The following is a 16,875-nucleotide window of genomic DNA, read 5'->3' on the forward strand; positions in this document are numbered from 1 at the left end:
GCGATGTCGCGCGAGCACCGCCCCGGGTTACGAAGCGGGTGTTCGGCGCGATGGCGCGGACGTACAGCCCGTTGAATTATTTGGTCGCAATGGTGCCGAGCATACTGGCGATCCGGTGACTCTCGGGGCGATCGACAAGCAATTTGTCTATGAACTTGAGCGGGAATGTCAGCGTCAGGACCGCTCCTTTCGCCAACATGTAGCGGGTCCGGTTCTCCCGGCCCACTATCACGCCGACGTACTCGGAAAGGATGTTGACGATTGCGCTCGTCGGTCCCTGATGCGTTTGAACCTCAACCCTTCCGAACCGCCGAAGAAGCTGCTCGATCCCGTCTTTCGTGAAGTTGCAGTAATGGGCGGGGTAGCCATGGTAGGGAAACAAGAACGGGTTGATGCACAGCAGCTTGCCGCCCGGTTTTAGGACGCGGAGCACTTCATCAACGACCGCAGCCGGATTGGGAACATGCTCGATCACGCTGTCCAGAATGATGTAATCGACTGAATCGCTCGGGAGTGGGGTGCGCTCAATATCCGCCACGAGATCGACATTCGGCCCGGGGAACAAGTCTATGTTGAGCACATCGGAGCGGATGCGCCGAGCGCCGGAACCGAACTCGATGACTATGGAATGTTGAGGCACCGACGCCAGAAACGAATTCAGTGTGTCATGCGGTGAATATTCGCTTGTTATGAGCCGCTTCAGCGAATTGTAGAAGCGGGCGCGGGTGCTGGTGCCGGCATACGCCTCTTCGTGGAAGCTGGCGTCGAAGCCTTGCCTTATCGGTGGCTCGGCAAAGAACGGAATGCCTTTTCGTATGGGATAAATGGCTGAGCAGGACTTGCATGTTAGGGCATCGGGACCTGTCACAAGCGCAGCATAGCAGGTTGGGCAGACAAGACCCGACGTGAATTTGGATTGCAGCACGCGCGGTCCTTTCAAGTCTCCACACTATTGGGGAGAGCAGGTTACCATGGATGACTATAGGCCTTTCTTAACGAGCGAAGGCTAACAGTTATTAAAATACGCTGAGTGCAAGCTAAATGGGCGGACTCTGCAAGCACCCACTACACATGCGCGACCAAACAAAATTACGCAACGCGGTTTCGGCACGGTTTTCGACAACCGACCGCGCCGGGACCAAGGCGAAGCCGCCTCGCCAAACTGGTTGTTTGCGTTTGTGGAGCGGTTGCAGTCGAAGTGGCGAGGTGGTGCACTTGCTGGCGGGCTCTGGCCTGAGCCAGGGTTGGGGGTATCTTGGACACGCAAGAATTTGGATACAGATCAAGCCAGCCATTCGGTCTCGGGCAGCGCCTGGCAACGATTTTTGTGAGTGTCCTGATCGCCCTCAAGATCGTTTTGCTATTCGCCTTCGCCTTGAACGCCCGCTTCGTCATGGACGAATTCGTCCAGCTAGGATGGGCAAAATATTTCTCCAACGGCCTCTTCGATACGATCTGGCATCCCAAGGCGGTCGGCTATGCGATCTTCTACGAGATTGCCCACCTGGTCGGCTGGGATGCCACGTCGATCCTGCTTGTTGGCCGCATCCAGACCGCCCTGCTGGCATGCGCGACCATTGCTTTGGTCTACGCATGCGCTCGCGCACTTGGGGAGGATCGGATCCGCGCCTTGGTCATTGTCCTCCTCCTCCTGTGCTTCTCGAATTTCATGGAGCGCATCTTTCGCACCATCGCCGAGCCGTTGGCGGTGTTCTTCGCGGTGGCGGCGCTGCTGGTCGTCCTGCGGGCACGCAAATTAAGGGCGTGGCCGCTTGTCGCTGCCGGCGCCTTGAGCGGCTTGTCCTTTCTCGCGACGCAGAAATCGATCTATTTCAATTTTGCGCTTGGCCTTGGTCTGGTCGCCGACGCGGCTTTGATGAGACGCTACGCATCAGGCATGGCGCGCGGCGCATGGCTCGTGCTGGGATGGACCGTTCCCATAATGGCCTATTGCTTTGTCTTCGGCGGCGCCGACCCTGTTCCCATTGCCGGGAACCTCGTATTCGGCCCTCTTGAGATTGCTGCGCGCGGGGGCGGTGACTACGGGGGGCTGAGGCAATTCGTGTTTCAGACGCTCGCGCGAAACTATGTTCTATACGTCTTCTGTTTCGCCGGGATGGCTCTGTCGCTGCTGCAGATCATGAAGCTCGACGAACGGAGGCGAATTGCGCTGATCTTCTCGGTCGTCGTCACTGTGCTGGTCTTTACGCATGACCAGCCGTGGCCTTACGTGTTCATCATGGCGTTGCCGTTCATGTCGCTATGGTCGTTGACGCTGCTCGATGGCGTCGCAATCCGCGTGCGTTACTTGCACCTTGCGTGGATAGCGCTCGTCACGGCCATGGCTATAAGCTTCGTTGCCAATGTACTTTACCTCCGCTTTGACAATGCGGCCCAACTTGAATTGGTGGCGCGGGCAGAGTCATTGCTTGCAACAGGTGAGCGGTATTTCGACGGCGTAGGAATGCTGCCCAATAGGATGGAGCCGACAGATCTATGGCTCGACAAACACTACGTGCTCGCGACTTTGCGGGAAGGCAAGAACTCCGAGGCCTACAATGTCCTTAGCAAGTCTCCGCCAAAGTTGATCCTGTGGTCCTACCGAATGGACGATGTCTATCCGGTGGTCGCGCCTCTGATCTTGAACAGTTACGTCCGTATTGCACCAAACCTCAGGATCGCTGGCAGCAGAATTTATCCCGGTCAGCGGAAGATTTTTGATGTTCCGATTGCTGGAAGCTATGCGCTCTACAGTGCCGATGGAGCGCCCCTAGGGGGGCAGGTTGAAATCGACGGTGCCGTGCTTAATCCGCCATTCGACCTTGCGAGCGGGCCAAAGACCGTAACATTGCGCGACGGTGCAGGCGAAGCATTGCTGCTGCCGACGGGTTCGTACGCCGGACACTTCAAGGACGGCAGTGACAACGAGTTTCTATTCAATGGCGTCTATGACTGAGCCGAGTACCGCTCGATCGAGGTGAGTGACGGCAGTCGTGTCGACGCCAGCCAAGCTGTCGGATCGTAAGCGACCGAACCAGGCAACTGACTGGGCGAATAGCCTATAGCTAGGACAGCTAGGAGGCGGCGATCTCCGCCGGCTGCGGCGCCTTGCGCTGAAGATTGAGCAGGTTGCCGGCCAGGATCAGCAGCGCGCCGCCGGCGGTGAAGGCGTCGAGCTGCTCGCTATAGAGCAACCAGCCGATCAGCGCCGACAGTGGCACGCGCAGGAAATCCATCGGCGAAATCACGGTCGCTTCGGCATAGCCAAGCGCGCGGGCCATGCAGAAATGCGACGACATGCCGGTGAAGGCGATCAGCACTATCCACGGCCACAGCTCCGGCGGCGGGTTGCGCCAAGTGTAGAGCGCCGGGATGAGGCCGACCACAGACTGGATGATCAGCATCCAGAAGATGATGCGCACGACGCTCTCCGTCCGCGTCAGCGACTTGACCATGACCACCGAAATGCCGAAGCAGACTGCGGCGCCGAGCACGACGAGATGTCCCGGATCGACCGAGCCGACACCGGGGCGCACGATGATCACCACGCCGATCAGTCCCAGCACGATCGCTGCGATCCTTGGCCGTGAGAGTCTTTCGCCGAGAAAAATCACCGCCAGGATAGCCGTCCAGATCGGTGTGGTGAATTCGATCGAGATCAGTACGGCCAGCGGGATCAGGGTCAAGGCGTAGAGCCAGGCCGCCTGGCCGGAATAGTGGATGACGTTGCGGGCGATATGGGCGACGGGGCGCTGCGTGCGCATGGCTGGAAAGCCGCCGCTCATCATCACCAGCGGCAGAAGGATGAAAAAGCCGATCACCGAGCGCAGTTCCAGCACCTGGAAGACGTTGAGCTCGGCTGTCGTGGCGCGCCCGGCGACCGACATCGCCAGGAACGAGGCGATCGACAGCGCCATCCAGAAAGCGGCCTTGGAGATCGAGGGGGAAGGAGCCATTCGCGCTATGTCGCAGGCCGGGGCTTCCGCCGCAATCGCTAGCCGCTGCATTCTTCTGGGCCAGTCACGCCGAATGGAAGTTGCAGAACAGTGATGTTGCAGAACAGTGATGTTGCGAGCGGAACCTGAAACGGCAAGGGACGTTGAGTGCCTATAGTCAGCCGTGCCTGCTTTGCGGACCATACTGCCTTTTCAAAATCGACAAGGAGAGCTTCGATGAGATCATTCGCGCAAGTCGCGCTTGCTGGCGTTCTATTGGTTGCGGCAGGCGCCGCGCATGCCGACGAGACCAAATTTCTCCAGTCGTTCAAGGGCAATTTCGCCGGCAAGGGCACTGTCCAGGTAACCACGGATGTGCCGAACGTTGGTGTATCTTGCAGCTTCAAGTCGAATGCGACCTCAACCTCGCTTTCGCTGGATGGCAATTGTCGTGGTCTCGTGGTGGTGTCGCGGGCCATCAGTGCCAATCTGAAGGTCACGGGAGCGAAATACAGCGGCACCTATGTCGGGTCTCGTACAGGGCCGGCACAGCTGAACGGCAGCCGTTCGGGTAGCGCGATCAATCTCGGCATCCGCTGGGCCAAGGAGGTCAATGGTGACCGCAAGGCGCAGATGACGGTCGAGAAGCGAGGCGAGAACGGCATCAGGCTGACCGTCACCGACACCGACCCGAAAACCGGCAAGAGCGTTGTGACGAGCAGGATTGATCTCAGCCGCACCTAAATCTCGACACACGCCATATCAGTCCTCCAGCGGCTCAGGCGGGTGGGCGTCTCGGCCCTTGCCGAAGGTGTAGCCGGTTTCAACCGCCTTGCGGCCGAACTTGTCGCGCAGGGCATCGATGGCGCCTTCGGCCATGGCGCGCTTGCGCGACTGGACGTCAACCAGATCGGGCGGGTCGGCCTTGTCGTCGTCCGAGAGGTCGCTGACGCCGATGCCGAGCAGCCGAAACTTCGTGCCATCGGTTTCCTTGCGCAGAAGCTCCACCCCGGTCTGAAAGATGCGGTCGGCGAGCCGGGTGGGGTCGCCAAGCTGGCGATTGCGCGTGCGCAGCTTGAAATCCTGGGTCTTCAGCTTCAGCACCACGGTGCGCCCGGCAATGCCCGATTTCTTCAGCCGTGCCGAGACCTTTTCCGAAAGCCCCCTCAGCACCGCGACCATCTCGTCCAGCGACGCGATGTCGGTGTCGAAGGTGGTTTCGGCCGATACGCTCTTGGCGTCCTGGTCGGGATCGACGCGGCGGACGTCCTCGCCGCGCGAAAGGTGGTAGAGCCGGTCGCCCATCGTGCCGTAGCGGCGCATCAGGCCGCCACGATCCATCTGCTGCAACTGGCCGATGGTGCGGATGCCGTCGCGCTCCAGCGTGGCGTTGAACGCCTTGCCGACGCCCCAGATCATGGTCACCGGCTGCCCAGCGAGGAAGCCGACCGCCTCGGCTTCGCCGATGACCGAGAAGCCGCGCGGCTTGCGGAAGTCCGAGGCTATCTTGGCGAGGAACTTGCAATAGGACAGGCCGGCCGAAACGGTGATGCCGAGCTCCTTCTCGACCGCCAGCGCAAAGCGCGCCAGAACCACCGCCGGCGGCAGGCCGTGCAGCCGCTCGGTGCCGGCGAGGTCCAGAAACGCCTCGTCGATCGAGAGCGGCTCGACCAGCGGCGTCAGCGCCTGCATCATGGCGCGTACCTCGCGGCCGACGCGCACGTATTTCTCCATGTTGGGGCTGATGACGACTGCCTCGGGGCAGGCTTCGAGCGCCTTGAACATCGGCATCGCCGAGCGCACGCCCTGGATGCGGGCAATGTAGCATGCGGTGGAGACAACGCCGCGCTTGCCGCCGCCGATGATCAGCGGCTTGTCCTTGAGCGCCGGATTGTCGCGCTTTTCGATCGCCGCATAAAAGGCGTCACAATCGATATGGGCCAGATGCAGCCGGTAAAGCTCCGGATGACGCGCAAGCCGGGGGCTGCCGCAGCGCTCGCAGCGGCGCGTCTGGCTGCGCTGAAACGTCAGGCAGTCGCGGCAAAAACCGTGATCTGGATTGTTGACAGGGGCCGCCATCGCTGCGAACATAAAGAGAACAGAAGCAATGGTACGACAGTGCAAGGCCATCGACAAGGCTGGCCTGGGGAGAACGCATGAGCACGACCATAGCGCCGCTTGCGCCTGAGCTTTGGGCGGAATTCGAGGACCTCTTCGGCAAGCAGGGCGCCTGCTATGGCTGCTGGTGCACGCATTTCCGGTTGGCTCCGGCGGTGCGCCGCGAGAGCAGCCGGGAACGCAACAAGGACCACATCAAGGCGCGAATCGAAGCCGGCCCACCGCCGGGTCTGCTGGCATTCGAGGATGGTCAGGCGGTCGGCTGGATGCAGATCGGACCGCGCGCCGATGTGCCCGAATGGAACAATCAGGGCAGGGGGTCGGCACCGGTCGATCCTGCCGACGCCGCGGATCCGGCCGTCTGGGCAATCTCCTGCTTCTTCATCCGCAGCAAGGCGCGCGGCAGGGGCATCACGCATCGCCTCGTCGAAGGCGGCATCGACTTCGCCCGCCAAAATGGCGCACGGCTGCTCGAGGCGTGCCCGATAGACCTGTCTCGCGATTCGCGTTCGATCGGCCTGTTCGTCGGCTCGTCGCGGGTCTTCGAGAAGGCTGGTTTCGAGAGGCTTGTGGAACGCAAGGCGGGCCGGCCACTGATGCGGCTCGTGCTTTGATCGAGATTGTCCGCCTGGATGCCTGTTGATCTCACCTTGCGGTTGCAGCGGTAATTTCATACCAGACGAACCAAGCGTTCCTTGAAGGCCAAAACGGAGAATTCGCGTGAACCGTGCCCTGCCATTCGTGTTCCTTCTTGCGTTGAGTGCACCCGCTTTCGGTCAGACCGTCGACAGCCAGGGTGCGAAGCAATTGTCCGATGACCTGTCCCGCTATGTCGGCAAGCAGGCGATCGACAAAGGCATCCTAAAAGTTTCGCTCGAAGGCGGCGCCTACAAGATCCTGTTTGATTTCAAGGCACTTGCCGCATCATTCCCGGACCAGAAGGTGCTGAGGCTCGATTTTGCGCCCTATGCCTTGATGGTGAAGCCGCGCAGCGATGGGGCCTGGGATGTCTCGATGGATTTTTCGCAAAGCGCCTCCTTCGAGTTCAACGGGCCGGAGGGGCTGCAAAGCACGCAGTTTTCGATCAAGGACGGCAAGGGCTCGGGCGTCTACGATCCCAATCTGGCGGCCTTCACCAGCGGCACCAGTTCGATGGCCAGCATGACCATGGCATCGAAGGATGCCAAGCAGCACATGGAGGCCAGCACTGGGTCCGGCACCGCGACCATCGCCGCGACCAAGTCCGCGACCGGCGGCGTCGATTTCACAACCTCGCAAAAGGTATCGAGTTTTGTCGAAGCGATCAATTTCGACGATCCGGAGAGCGGGTTGAAATTCCCGGTCACCGTAAGGTCACCGGAACTGTCGGTCGAAGCCAGCGGCAAGGGCGTGCGGACAAAGCCGTTGCTCGATCTCCTGGCATTTGCCGTGGCCAATGAGGACGAGGCGACGCTGAAGGCCAACCAGGCGCAGCTCAAATCACTCCTGCTCGCCGCCTTGCCGCTTTGGCAGCGAGTCGAGGGAACCTACGGCTTCAAGGATTTCGCGGTGGAAAGCCCGGTTGGCAATTTCGGCGCCACCCAGCTCAGCACCGCGTTCGGCACCGACGGGGTCGCCCAGAACGGCACGATCACCTATGGTATCAAGGCGTCAGGGCTGACCGTGCCGCAGCAGCTTGTGCCGAGCTGGAGCGTCGCGCTGCTGCCCACCGATATCGACCTGAACTTCGGCGGCGCCAACATCGACCTCGACAGCATGGCGAAGAAGGCGATCGAAGCCTTTGATCTCAATCAGGATCCGCCGCTGACGGCCGAATTCGGCGAGCAGCTGAAAGCCGACTTCATGGCCAAGACGCCAAAGGTCGTGCTCGGCCACAGCACCGTGAAGAACAAGGACACGGAGATCTCGCTGGAAGGCGAGATGACGTTCCCCGGCGAAAAGCCCGAAGGAAAGGTGACGGTCGATGTCACCGGCTTCGACAAGCTTGTCGAGGGCCTGCAGGAGGCGGCAAAGTCGGAACCGGAGGTGGCGCAATATGTGCCAGTCGCCCTCATGGCGAAAGGTTTTGGCAAGACGCTGCCCGATGGCCGGCTGGAATGGATCGTCAATGCCATGGCCGACGGTTCGGTCACCGTCAATGGCGTCATGCTGAAGCCCGCCGATCCGGCCGTGGACGACAGCGTGGATGACGGTGACGGCGGGGACGACAGCGGTGACGATAGCGGCGGGGCAGGCGCGAAACTCAACCCCTGAGGGCGGGGCTTAGAGCCCCAGCGCCGCTGCAATTTTCGGCGTGGCTTCGGGCCAGTCCTGGACGACGACGATGTCGTCCGTCACCGGCGGCAGGAATGCGCGCAGCGAATTGTCGGCCATCAAATGGATGAGATGCGCGTCATTGACCGAGTTGCGCACCGACGCCAGATTGTGCGGCTGATCGTCGACGAAGACCACCGGCCGGCCGGCTTTGCCGCGCAGCTTGGCCACTGCCGGTCCCTTGGCCATTTCTGTGGTCAGAAGCGGGTAGCTCAGCCCGAGGGCATCGAGATGGGCGCGACGCACAGCACGGTGTCTGTGCGGCATGGCCGTCAGCAAGATGATTTCCGCGCGGTCACCAAGCTCTGCCAGGGCCTCTGCCGCGCCGTCGGTAATGCTCTGCCAATCGGCTTGCGCATCAAAGAAATCGCCCAGGAGCGCCGTGACTTCGGGCTGTTCGATCAGGCGCCCACTGGCCGTCTCGGCAATGTTGCCGGTCAGACGGAAGGAAGCCAGCGTCAGGCCATAGCCGCGCGCCTTCAGGAAATGCGGAAACGGACGAATGAATTCGAGCACGACGTCGTCGACGTCGAGCACCAGCAGCGGCCGGTCGTCGCTCGCAAGTTCCGCGATCTGGCGCACGGTTTCGGGGTCATCGCTCATATCGAATGCTCATGGTTGTCGTCGCCCAGCGGCAGCGCCCGCAAGGCCTTGCCGACAGCGGCCGGCGGCGTGCCGGTTTCCTCGGCAAAGCGCATCAGCGTCGGCTCGTGGGCGAGAATGAACTGCAGGACACCGGCCAGAAAACCCGGCTCGCTGGCGGCTTTGCGGATCGAATGCGCCTCTATGCCGGTGATTGCGAGAAAGCGCGGCAACAGCTCCGGATCGGAAGCGACGAACCCCAGGGCCTTGACGGCAATCGATTCCGCTTCTTCGCGCATTGACGCTGCGTTTGCCATCACTACCTTCGGTGTGTGGAATGAGTCTCTCCCGCAGTAATGGCAAGAGTTGCTTGCGGCAAGCCATTAGAGCGTGGCGCGCCCTTTGGACGCGCAGGGGACGAGGTGGAATTTGCGCTGTTTTCCAGCCGCGGATTTCCGTTTCGTCAATCATATTGCCGTAAAGTGAAGCAGGGTTTGGTGCGTCTAGACATGGGCGCATGACGGTCGCCTTCGAGCGGAAGGACGGCCGGGACGGGAAATCGATGCCGAAGAAGGTCATGATCGTCGAGGACAATGAGCTCAACATGAAGCTCTTTCGGGACCTCATCGAGGCAAGCGGTTACGAGACCGTGCGCACCCGCAACGGTCTGGAAGCGCTCGATCTGGCGCGCCAGCACCGGCCGGATCTCATCCTGATGGATATCCAGCTGCCTGAAGTGTCGGGCCTGGAAGTAACCAAATGGCTGAAGGAGGACGACGAGCTGCACGTCATCCCGGTCATCGCGGTGACCGCCTTCGCGATGAAGGGCGACGAGGAACGCATCCGCCAGGGCGGCTGCGAGGCCTATATTTCGAAGCCGATCTCGGTGCCGCGTTTCATCGAAACCATCAAATCCTATCTGGGCGATGCGTAATGTGTCCTTTCAGCCGAGCCGGAGCCTTGTGACATGACCGCACGGATCCTCGTCGTCGACGACATCCCTGCCAATGTGCGGCTGCTGGAAGTGCGGCTGCTGGCCGAATATTTCGAAGTGCTGACCGCCACCAACGGGCCGGATGCGATCGAGACCTGCGAGAATGGCAAGGTCGATGTCGTGCTGCTCGATGTGATGATGCCTGACATGGACGGCTTCGAGGTCTGCCGGCGGCTGAAAAGCGATCCGGCGACATCGCACATTCCTGTGGTGATGATCACCGCGCTCGACCAGGTTTCCGACCGCGTACGCGGGCTCGAGGCCGGCGCCGACGACTTCCTGACCAAGCCGGTCAACGATCTGCAGCTGATGACGCGCGTCAAGAGCCTGGTCCGCCTGAAGTCGCTGACCGACGAGTTGCGGCTGCGCGCCTCGACGACGCGCAACATCGGCATCGAAGAGCTTTTGAGCCGCAATTTCGCGTCCGAGGATACGATTCCGAAAGTGCTTTTGATCGACGAGCGCAAATCATCCGTCGAGCGCATCCAGAAGATGCTGCGCGACCGCGCCGACCTCGATGTCTCCAGCGATCCGCATGCCGGCTTCTTCCAGGCCGCCGAGACGTCCTACGAATGCGTGATGATCTCGACTGCGTTCGCCGATTTCGATCCGCTGAGGCTCTGCTCGCAATTGCGCTCGCTCGATCGCACCCGTTTCGTGCCGATCATTCTTTTGGCGGAGGAGGGTGAGGAGGAACGCATCATTCGCGGCCTCGAACTTGGCATCAACGACTATCTGATGCGGCCGATCGACCAGCAGGAGTTGACGGCACGGCTGCGCACCCAGGTGCGCCGCAAGCGCTACAACGACCAGCTGCGCGCCAGCGTCACCCAGACCATCGAAATGGCGGTGACCGACAGCCTGACCGGGCTGCACAACCGCCGTTATCTCGACAGCCATCTGCAGACGCTGTTCGATCGCGCCGTGGCACGGCGCCGGCCGCTGTCGGTGATGATCACCGACCTCGACCGTTTCAAGGCGATCAACGACGCGCACGGCCATGACGGCGGCGACGAAGTGTTGCGGGAATTTGCGCGGCGGCTGCGCAAGAATGTCAGAGGTATCGACCTTGCCTGCCGTTTTGGCGGCGAGGAGTTCGTCGTGGTGATGCCGGACACCGAGGGTGCGGTGGCCGAGAAAGTGGCAGAACGCATTCGCGCCGAAATTGCCCAGGCGCCTTTTGCCATCGGCCAGGACGGCAAGGCGATCGAAGTCACCGTCAGCGTCGGCGTGTCGTCTGTGCTGAAGGGCGTGGATACGGTGGCGGCGCTGATGAAGCGTGCCGACCTCGCGCTCTACGAAGCCAAAAGCGGCGGCCGCAACCGCGTCGTCGCCAAGGCGGCGTAACCGGTCCAGCCCCGATTATCCAGTCAACCCGACAGGGTTACCCGTTTACCTTAATCCAAGCGATTCGCGAGCCTTGGTTAAGAAACTGTTGATTTTCATAAGCTCTTGCGCGACTGTGCAAGCCAAGACGAAGCCGGCACGAGGATAGACAGCCGGCTCGATCCCCAGAATACCCCATGATGCTCAGGTCCGCCGCATCTCCTGGGTCCGTGGGGTCGGCCGGCCGGCGCTGGCACATAGTGGCCTCCTCGTACCGCTGCCAAACGCCGACCGGCCCCCTTCTTCCAATGAGCATCAGAGTTCCGTGCCAAAGCACGGAAGACTCTGCGTTTTTGCGTGTGAAAATCCGGATATCGTTTTAAGGCCACGACGGCGATGGGCGTTCCGTACGCGCTGTGACTGCGCGAGAAGCTTGTTCGTGGCAGCCAACGATGAGGGGGAAGAGCACCCTTCCATTTCATAGATATGGCGCACAAGGGGCTTGCGGCAAGACCCGGCTCTTCCCGTAAACCGCGGCCCAGGCCAGCGGAAAACGGGAGTGGCGAGGATGGATGTGATGTTGCCGGCATACGGATTGCGACACGCGGTGGTGATCGTCGGGGGCGGTCCGACGGGGTTGATGCTGGCAGGCGAACTGGCGTTGGCGGGCGTCGACGTCGCTATCGTCGAGCGGCGCGATACCCAGGAACTGATCGGCTCGCGCGCGGGCGGCCTGCACGCACGCACCATCGAGGTGCTCGATCAGCGCGGAATCGCCGATCGTTTCCTGTCGCAGGGACAGCCGTCGCCGTCCGTCGGCTTCCACATGATCCGGCTGGACATCAGCGATTTTCCCACGCGGCACAATTATCTGCTGGCGCTGCGGCAAAACCATATCGAGCGGATATTGGCCGACTGGATCGGCGGGTTGCAGGTGCCGATCTGTCGCGGACAGGACGTTACGGGTTTCGCACAGGACGATGGCGGCGTCGATGTGGAGCTGGCCGATGGCCAGCGATTGCGGACGCAGTATCTCGTCGGCTGCGACGGAGGACGCAGCGTGATCCGAAAGGCGGCGGGCATCGAGTTCGCTGGACAGGATCCGACGATGAGTTGGATGATCGCCGAGGTCGAGATGGTGCAGGAGCCGGCATGGGGCTTTCGCAGCGACGCCTACGGCATCCATGCGATAGGCAAGATCGAGGAAGGCGGACGGGTCGGTGTCGTGCTGACCGATAGGCACCTGACCATTGGAGGCGAACCGACGCTGCGCGATCTCAGTGAGGCGCTCGTCGCGGTCTACGGCACTGATTACGGGGTTCGCAACCCTACCTGGCTCTCCCGGTTCACGGACATGACGCGACAGGCTGCCGCTTATCGCGACAGACGCGTACTGCTGGCCGGCGACGCCGCGCATATCCATCCGCCGATGGGCGGGCAGGGGCTCAATATTGGCGTGCAGGAAGCGGTGAACCTTGGCTGGAAACTGGCCCAGGTGGTCAAGCGGATATCACCGGAAGCCCTTCTCGACAGCTATCACGCCGAGCGTCATCCGATCGCCGCTCGCGTTCTCCGCAACGCGAGGGCACAGGTTGCGCTTCGTCGCATGGATGCCAGCACCAAGGCATTGAACGACATCTTTGCCGAGTTGCTTGGCATGGAAGAGCCGCGCAAACGGATCGCTGCGGAGATGTCCGGCCTGGGTGTCCATTATCATCTCGTCGGACATCCGCTGCGTGGGCGGCGAATGCCCGACCTCGACCTGACCACGGTCGGCGGTCCGGTGCGGCTCTTCAGCTTGCTGCACGATGCCCGGCCGCTGCTTCTCAACCTCGGCGAACCAGGCAGGCTGGACATTGCGCCCTGGGCGGATCGGGTTCGGCAGATCGACGCCTTGTATGCCGGTGTCTGGGAACTCCCGGTGCTCGGGACGGTCGCCGCGCCCGATGCCGTTTTGATCCGGCCCGATGGTTATGTGGCCTGGGTTGGGGTGGGAAGCCGAGATGGGCTGGCTGACGCGCTGACCACTTGGTTCGGGCCGCCTGCTGCCGCGGGTTAGCAGGCACGCTCGAAGAGGGCTCGCCCGACCGCTTGAAGCGCTTACGTCGCAGCCCTCAACAGCCCGAAGGCGGACGGGTCTCCTGACAATCGATTGACAGGAGTTTCCATCCGTGCAGAAATTGGTTGGACCATTGGACCACTTGGAGTTGATTTGGACCAGAACAGCCTGCCACCCATTCAGACGACGGCGCGCGATGACGCCGTGTTGAAGGCGTTGGTGGGTTTTGTCCGCGCCGAGGCTTTGCAGCCGGGCGAGCGGCTTCCGACCGAGCGTATTCTGGCCGAGCGGCTGAAGGTCAGCCGCAACACCGTGCGCGAGGCGCTGACTCGCTGGGAAGGTCTCGGCCTCGTCGAGCGCCGGCAAGGCAGCGGCACCTATCTCAAGGTTGCCGTCTCACACGATATGCTGCACATGCCTCTGACGCTGGCGGGCGGCAATGATTTCACCAGCCTGATGCAGACGATGGAGATCCGTCGCGCGCTGGAAGCGGAGGCCGCAGCCCTTTGCGCCGAACGCGCCAGCCAGACAGATATCGCCGAAATCGCGCACAAGCTCGACGTCATGGAGCAGGCGTTCCGCACGCGCGACGGCATGTCGTCGGAAGAGGATTGGGAGTTCCACCAGGCGATCTACCGGGCCTCGGGCAATCCGCTGTTCGAGCAGATCATCGCCGCCATGTACGAATTGTTCCACCGCTTCTGGGAGCATCCGCTCGGCGTGCGCGACTTCGGCCATGCCAGCTTTTCCTATCACCGCACGATCTATGAACGCATTGCCGCGCGCGACCCGCAGGGCGCCCGCGCCGAGGCGCTCAAGCTGATCGCCACCGTCGAGGACGACTTGAAACGCGGTGCCGCCAAACTCAAACTTTCGAGCCAGACATGAACGAGCATCCATCCGGTTTCGATCACGACTATCTTGCCGAGGCGGCGACACTGCTGGCGCATGACGAGCCGTTCCCCGGTGGTGCGGTGGTGCCGCCGATCTACCAGACCTCGCTGTTCACCTTCGCCAACTATGCCGAGATGGCCGATACCTTTGCCGGCAAACGAAAGCAGCCGATCTACTCGCGTGGCGACAATCCGACAGTGATGGAGTTCGAGGCGCGTGTGGCCGCGCTCGAAGGTGCCGAGGCGGCGCGCGGCTTTTCCAGCGGCATGGCGGCGATAAGTGCCACGGTGCTTGCCTTTGTCGGTGCGGGTGAGCGCATCGTGGCGGTGCGCAATTGCTATGGTGATGCCTACCGGCTGTTCGAGCGGCTGTTGCCGCGGCTCAACATCAAGGTCGACTATGTCGACGGCTCCGACCCGGATGCGGTGGCCGCGGCGCTTCCCGGCGCCAAGCTGCTCTATCTGGAAAGCCCGACCTCGATGATGTTCGAGTTGCAGGACATCGCGCATCTGACGCGGTTGGCCAAGGAACAGGGCATCGTCACCACCATCGACAATTCCTGGGCGACGCCGGTGTTCCAGAAGCCGATCACGCATGGCGTCGACCTGGTGCTGCATTCGGCCTCGAAATACCTTGGTGGCCACAGCGACACCGTCGCCGGCGTCGTGGCGGGGTCGGCCGCTCATATCAAGCACATCAACGAGCAGACCTATTCGTATCTCGGCGGCAAGCTGTCGCCGTTCGAGGCGTGGCTTTTGCTGCGTGGCCTGCGCACGCTGCCGCTGCGCCTGCCGCACCACATGAAGAGCGGCCTGGCCATCGCCGAACGGCTGAAGGCGCATGCCAATGTCGAGCGGGTCAACCATCCCGTCTATTCGAACCATCCGGGCAAGGCGACGCTGGCTGGCTATGCCGGTCTGTTCTCCTTCGAGGTGACGGACGATATCGACATCCCCGTTTTCGTCGACGCGCTGAAATATTTCCGCATCGGCGTCAGCTGGGGCGGGCATGAAAGCCTGGTCGTGCCGGCCAAGGCGTCGCTGGAGCAGACGCCGGGCCTGAATTCGATGGCGCGCTTCGGCGTCAGCCCCCGAACCATCCGCTTCAATGTCGGATTGGAAAGTGTCGAAGACCTGTGGGCGGATGTGGCCCAGGCCTTCGAAAAAGCCAGAAAATAACAAGCGGGTTCAAAATGGGAGTCTTGAACATGAAAAAACTGACCGTCATGCTAGCCGCCGTTGCGGGACTAGCGATTTCCGCCGGAAGTGCGCTGGCCGATTCGACCCTGAAAATGGTCGAAGTCATCACCAGCCCGCCACGCACCGAATTCCTGAAGAAGCAGATCGCCGAGTTCGAAACGGCCAATCCGGGCGTCAAGGTCGAGCTGATCTCGTTGCCCTGGGGCCAGGCTTTCGAAAAGTTCCTGACCATGGTGCAGGCCGGCGATACGCCCGACATCGTCGAGATGCCAGAGCGCTGGATGGGCCTCTATGCCAACAATGCCCAGCTCGAGGATCTCGGCCCCTACATGGCCAAGTGGGACGACGCCAAGACGCTTGGCGAGCGCGCCAAGCAGTTCGGCTCGACCGTCAACAACACCCAGTTCATGATCCCCTACGGCTATTATGTGAACGCGCTGTTCTGGAACAAGAAACTGTTCAAGGAGGCCGGCCTTGATGGTCCGCCGGCGACACTCGATGATTTCATCGCCGATTCCAAGAAGATTTCCGCGCTCCCGGGGAAGTATGGCTACTGCCTGCGCGGCGGGCCTGGCGCCTTCAACGGCATGCACATGTTCATGAACATCGCCGCCGGCAAGGGGGGCTACTTCAACGAGGACGGCACCTCGACCATCAACGAAGAAGGCTCGGTCAAGGGCCTGCAGATGCTGGCCGACATGTACAAGGACGGCCTGGCGCCGAAGGACGCGGTGAGCTGGGGCTTCAACGAAACGGTCACCGGCTTCTATTCCGGCACCTGCGCCATGCTCAACCAGGATCCGGACGCTCTGCTTGGTATCGCCGACAAGATGAGCGCCGACGACTTCGCGGTGGCGCCATTGCCGGTCGGGCCGAGCGGTAAGTCCTATCCGACGCTGGGCTATGCCGGCTGGGCGATGTTTGCCAATTCGCAGCACAAGGACGACGCGTGGAAGCTGATGGCGACGCTTTTGTCGCCGAAGGATAATCTGGAATGGGCCAAGGAAGTCGGCGTCGTCCCGATCCACAACGGCGCCGACCAGGATCCCCATTTCAAGACCGAGCAGTTCAAGGGCTGGTTCACGGAGCTCAGCGACACCTCCAAATATGAAATGGTGACCCCGCCGACGCATCTGGAGAACCTCGGCAACTTCGTCGACCAGGTGGCGATCAAGAACTTCCAGGAAGTGCTGCTTGGCCAGAAGACGGCCAAGGACGTCGCCGACCAATGGGCTGCCTTCCTGACCAAGGAACAGCAGGACTGGCTGGCGAAGAACAAGAAGTAGTTTTCCTTCCCTTCTCCCCGTTCACGGGGAGGAGGTGGCCCAATAGGGCCGGATGAGGGCGACGCTATGCCTCGATAGGTTCGCGCTGCCCCTCATCTGCCTGCCGGCATCTTCTCCCCGTATAGTGACGGGGAGAAGGACGCTGTCCCCGACGCCGCTCCAGGGAAAC

At 61.6% G+C, this 16,875-nt stretch carries 15 protein-coding genes; 10 read left to right on the top strand and 5 right to left on the bottom strand.

Annotation, left to right across the window (positions count from 1 at the left end):
* Positions 1-76: 76 nt before the first annotated feature.
* Positions 77-925 carry a methyltransferase domain-containing protein gene (locus ASD99_RS28435; protein ID WP_162252213.1) on the bottom strand — a complete coding sequence of 283 codons (849 nt, stop codon included), beginning with the start codon at positions 923-925 and terminating at the stop codon, positions 77-79.
* Between the two features lie 330 nt (positions 926-1,255).
* On the opposite strand from ASD99_RS28435, the gene ASD99_RS28440 reads away from it, so the two are divergent.
* On the top strand, positions 1,256-2,956 hold the full coding sequence (locus ASD99_RS28440) for a hypothetical protein (RefSeq protein WP_057145658.1): 1,701 nt from the start codon (positions 1,256-1,258) through the stop codon (positions 2,954-2,956).
* A 118-nt stretch (positions 2,957-3,074) separates the two neighbouring features.
* Here ASD99_RS28440 and ASD99_RS28445 read toward each other — a convergent pair whose 3' ends face one another.
* The gene (locus ASD99_RS28445; RefSeq protein ID WP_057145660.1) at positions 3,075-3,956 is read right to left on the bottom strand and encodes a DMT family transporter; all 882 of its coding nucleotides are present in this window, start codon (positions 3,954-3,956) and stop codon (positions 3,075-3,077) included.
* A gap of 216 nt (positions 3,957-4,172) precedes the next feature.
* Between ASD99_RS28445 and ASD99_RS28450 the strand changes: the two genes are divergently transcribed.
* Positions 4,173-4,679, top strand: a complete 507-nt coding sequence (locus ASD99_RS28450) for a hypothetical protein (protein ID WP_057145662.1) — start codon at positions 4,173-4,175, stop codon at positions 4,677-4,679.
* A gap of 18 nt (positions 4,680-4,697) precedes the next feature.
* Here ASD99_RS28450 and ASD99_RS28455 read toward each other — a convergent pair whose 3' ends face one another.
* Positions 4,698-6,026 carry a DNA polymerase IV gene (locus tag ASD99_RS28455; protein ID WP_057145663.1) on the bottom strand — a complete coding sequence of 443 codons (1,329 nt, stop codon included), beginning with the start codon at positions 6,024-6,026 and terminating at the stop codon, positions 4,698-4,700.
* 65 nt (positions 6,027-6,091) lie between these two features.
* On the opposite strand from ASD99_RS28455, the gene ASD99_RS28460 reads away from it, so the two are divergent.
* The gene (locus ASD99_RS28460) at positions 6,092-6,667 is read left to right on the top strand and encodes a GNAT family N-acetyltransferase (RefSeq protein ID WP_056582153.1); all 576 of its coding nucleotides are present in this window, start codon (positions 6,092-6,094) and stop codon (positions 6,665-6,667) included.
* A gap of 106 nt (positions 6,668-6,773) precedes the next feature.
* Positions 6,774-8,306: a hypothetical protein gene (locus tag ASD99_RS28465; protein ID WP_056582155.1), complete on the top strand. Its 1,533-nt coding sequence runs from the start codon at positions 6,774-6,776 to the stop codon at positions 8,304-8,306.
* 9 nt (positions 8,307-8,315) lie between these two features.
* Here the strand turns inward: ASD99_RS28465 and ASD99_RS28470 are convergent, their stop codons facing one another.
* Together ASD99_RS28470 and ASD99_RS28475 are read right to left on the bottom strand one after the other, a co-directional pair.
* The gene (locus ASD99_RS28470; protein WP_057145665.1) at positions 8,316-8,969 is read right to left on the bottom strand and encodes a hypothetical protein; all 654 of its coding nucleotides are present in this window, start codon (positions 8,967-8,969) and stop codon (positions 8,316-8,318) included.
* Positions 8,966-9,265 carry a DUF3572 domain-containing protein gene (locus ASD99_RS28475; RefSeq protein ID WP_056582159.1) on the bottom strand — a complete coding sequence of 100 codons (300 nt, stop codon included), beginning with the start codon at positions 9,263-9,265 and terminating at the stop codon, positions 8,966-8,968. Before ASD99_RS28475 ends, ASD99_RS28470 begins: the two co-directional genes overlap by 4 nt.
* Positions 9,266-9,525: 260 nt before the next feature.
* On the opposite strand from ASD99_RS28475, the gene ASD99_RS28480 reads away from it, so the two are divergent.
* From ASD99_RS28480 to ASD99_RS28505, 6 genes are all read left to right on the top strand, one after another.
* Positions 9,526-9,882: a response regulator gene (locus tag ASD99_RS28480; protein WP_274533729.1), complete on the top strand. Its 357-nt coding sequence runs from the start codon at positions 9,526-9,528 to the stop codon at positions 9,880-9,882.
* Between the two features lie 33 nt (positions 9,883-9,915).
* Positions 9,916-11,289 carry a PleD family two-component system response regulator gene (locus ASD99_RS28485; protein WP_056582160.1) on the top strand — a complete coding sequence of 458 codons (1,374 nt, stop codon included), beginning with the start codon at positions 9,916-9,918 and terminating at the stop codon, positions 11,287-11,289.
* Positions 11,290-11,836: 547 nt separating this feature from the next.
* Positions 11,837-13,327: an FAD-dependent monooxygenase gene (locus tag ASD99_RS28490; RefSeq protein ID WP_082583449.1), complete on the top strand. Its 1,491-nt coding sequence runs from the start codon at positions 11,837-11,839 to the stop codon at positions 13,325-13,327.
* Between the two features lie 153 nt (positions 13,328-13,480).
* The gene (locus tag ASD99_RS28495; RefSeq protein ID WP_056582162.1) at positions 13,481-14,215 is read left to right on the top strand and encodes a FadR/GntR family transcriptional regulator; all 735 of its coding nucleotides are present in this window, start codon (positions 13,481-13,483) and stop codon (positions 14,213-14,215) included.
* On the top strand, positions 14,212-15,399 hold the full coding sequence (locus ASD99_RS28500) for a PLP-dependent transferase (RefSeq protein WP_056582164.1): 1,188 nt from the start codon (positions 14,212-14,214) through the stop codon (positions 15,397-15,399). The genes ASD99_RS28495 and ASD99_RS28500 overlap by 4 nt, the downstream gene beginning before the upstream one ends.
* A gap of 29 nt (positions 15,400-15,428) precedes the next feature.
* Positions 15,429-16,706, top strand: coding sequence for an ABC transporter substrate-binding protein (locus tag ASD99_RS28505; RefSeq protein WP_056582394.1), 1,278 nt, complete (start codon positions 15,429-15,431; stop codon positions 16,704-16,706).
* The last annotated feature ends 169 nt before the right edge of the window (positions 16,707-16,875 follow it).

It is taken from the genome of Mesorhizobium sp. Root695 (assembly GCF_001428185.1).
Taxonomy (GTDB): Bacteria; Pseudomonadota; Alphaproteobacteria; order Rhizobiales; family Rhizobiaceae; genus Mesorhizobium.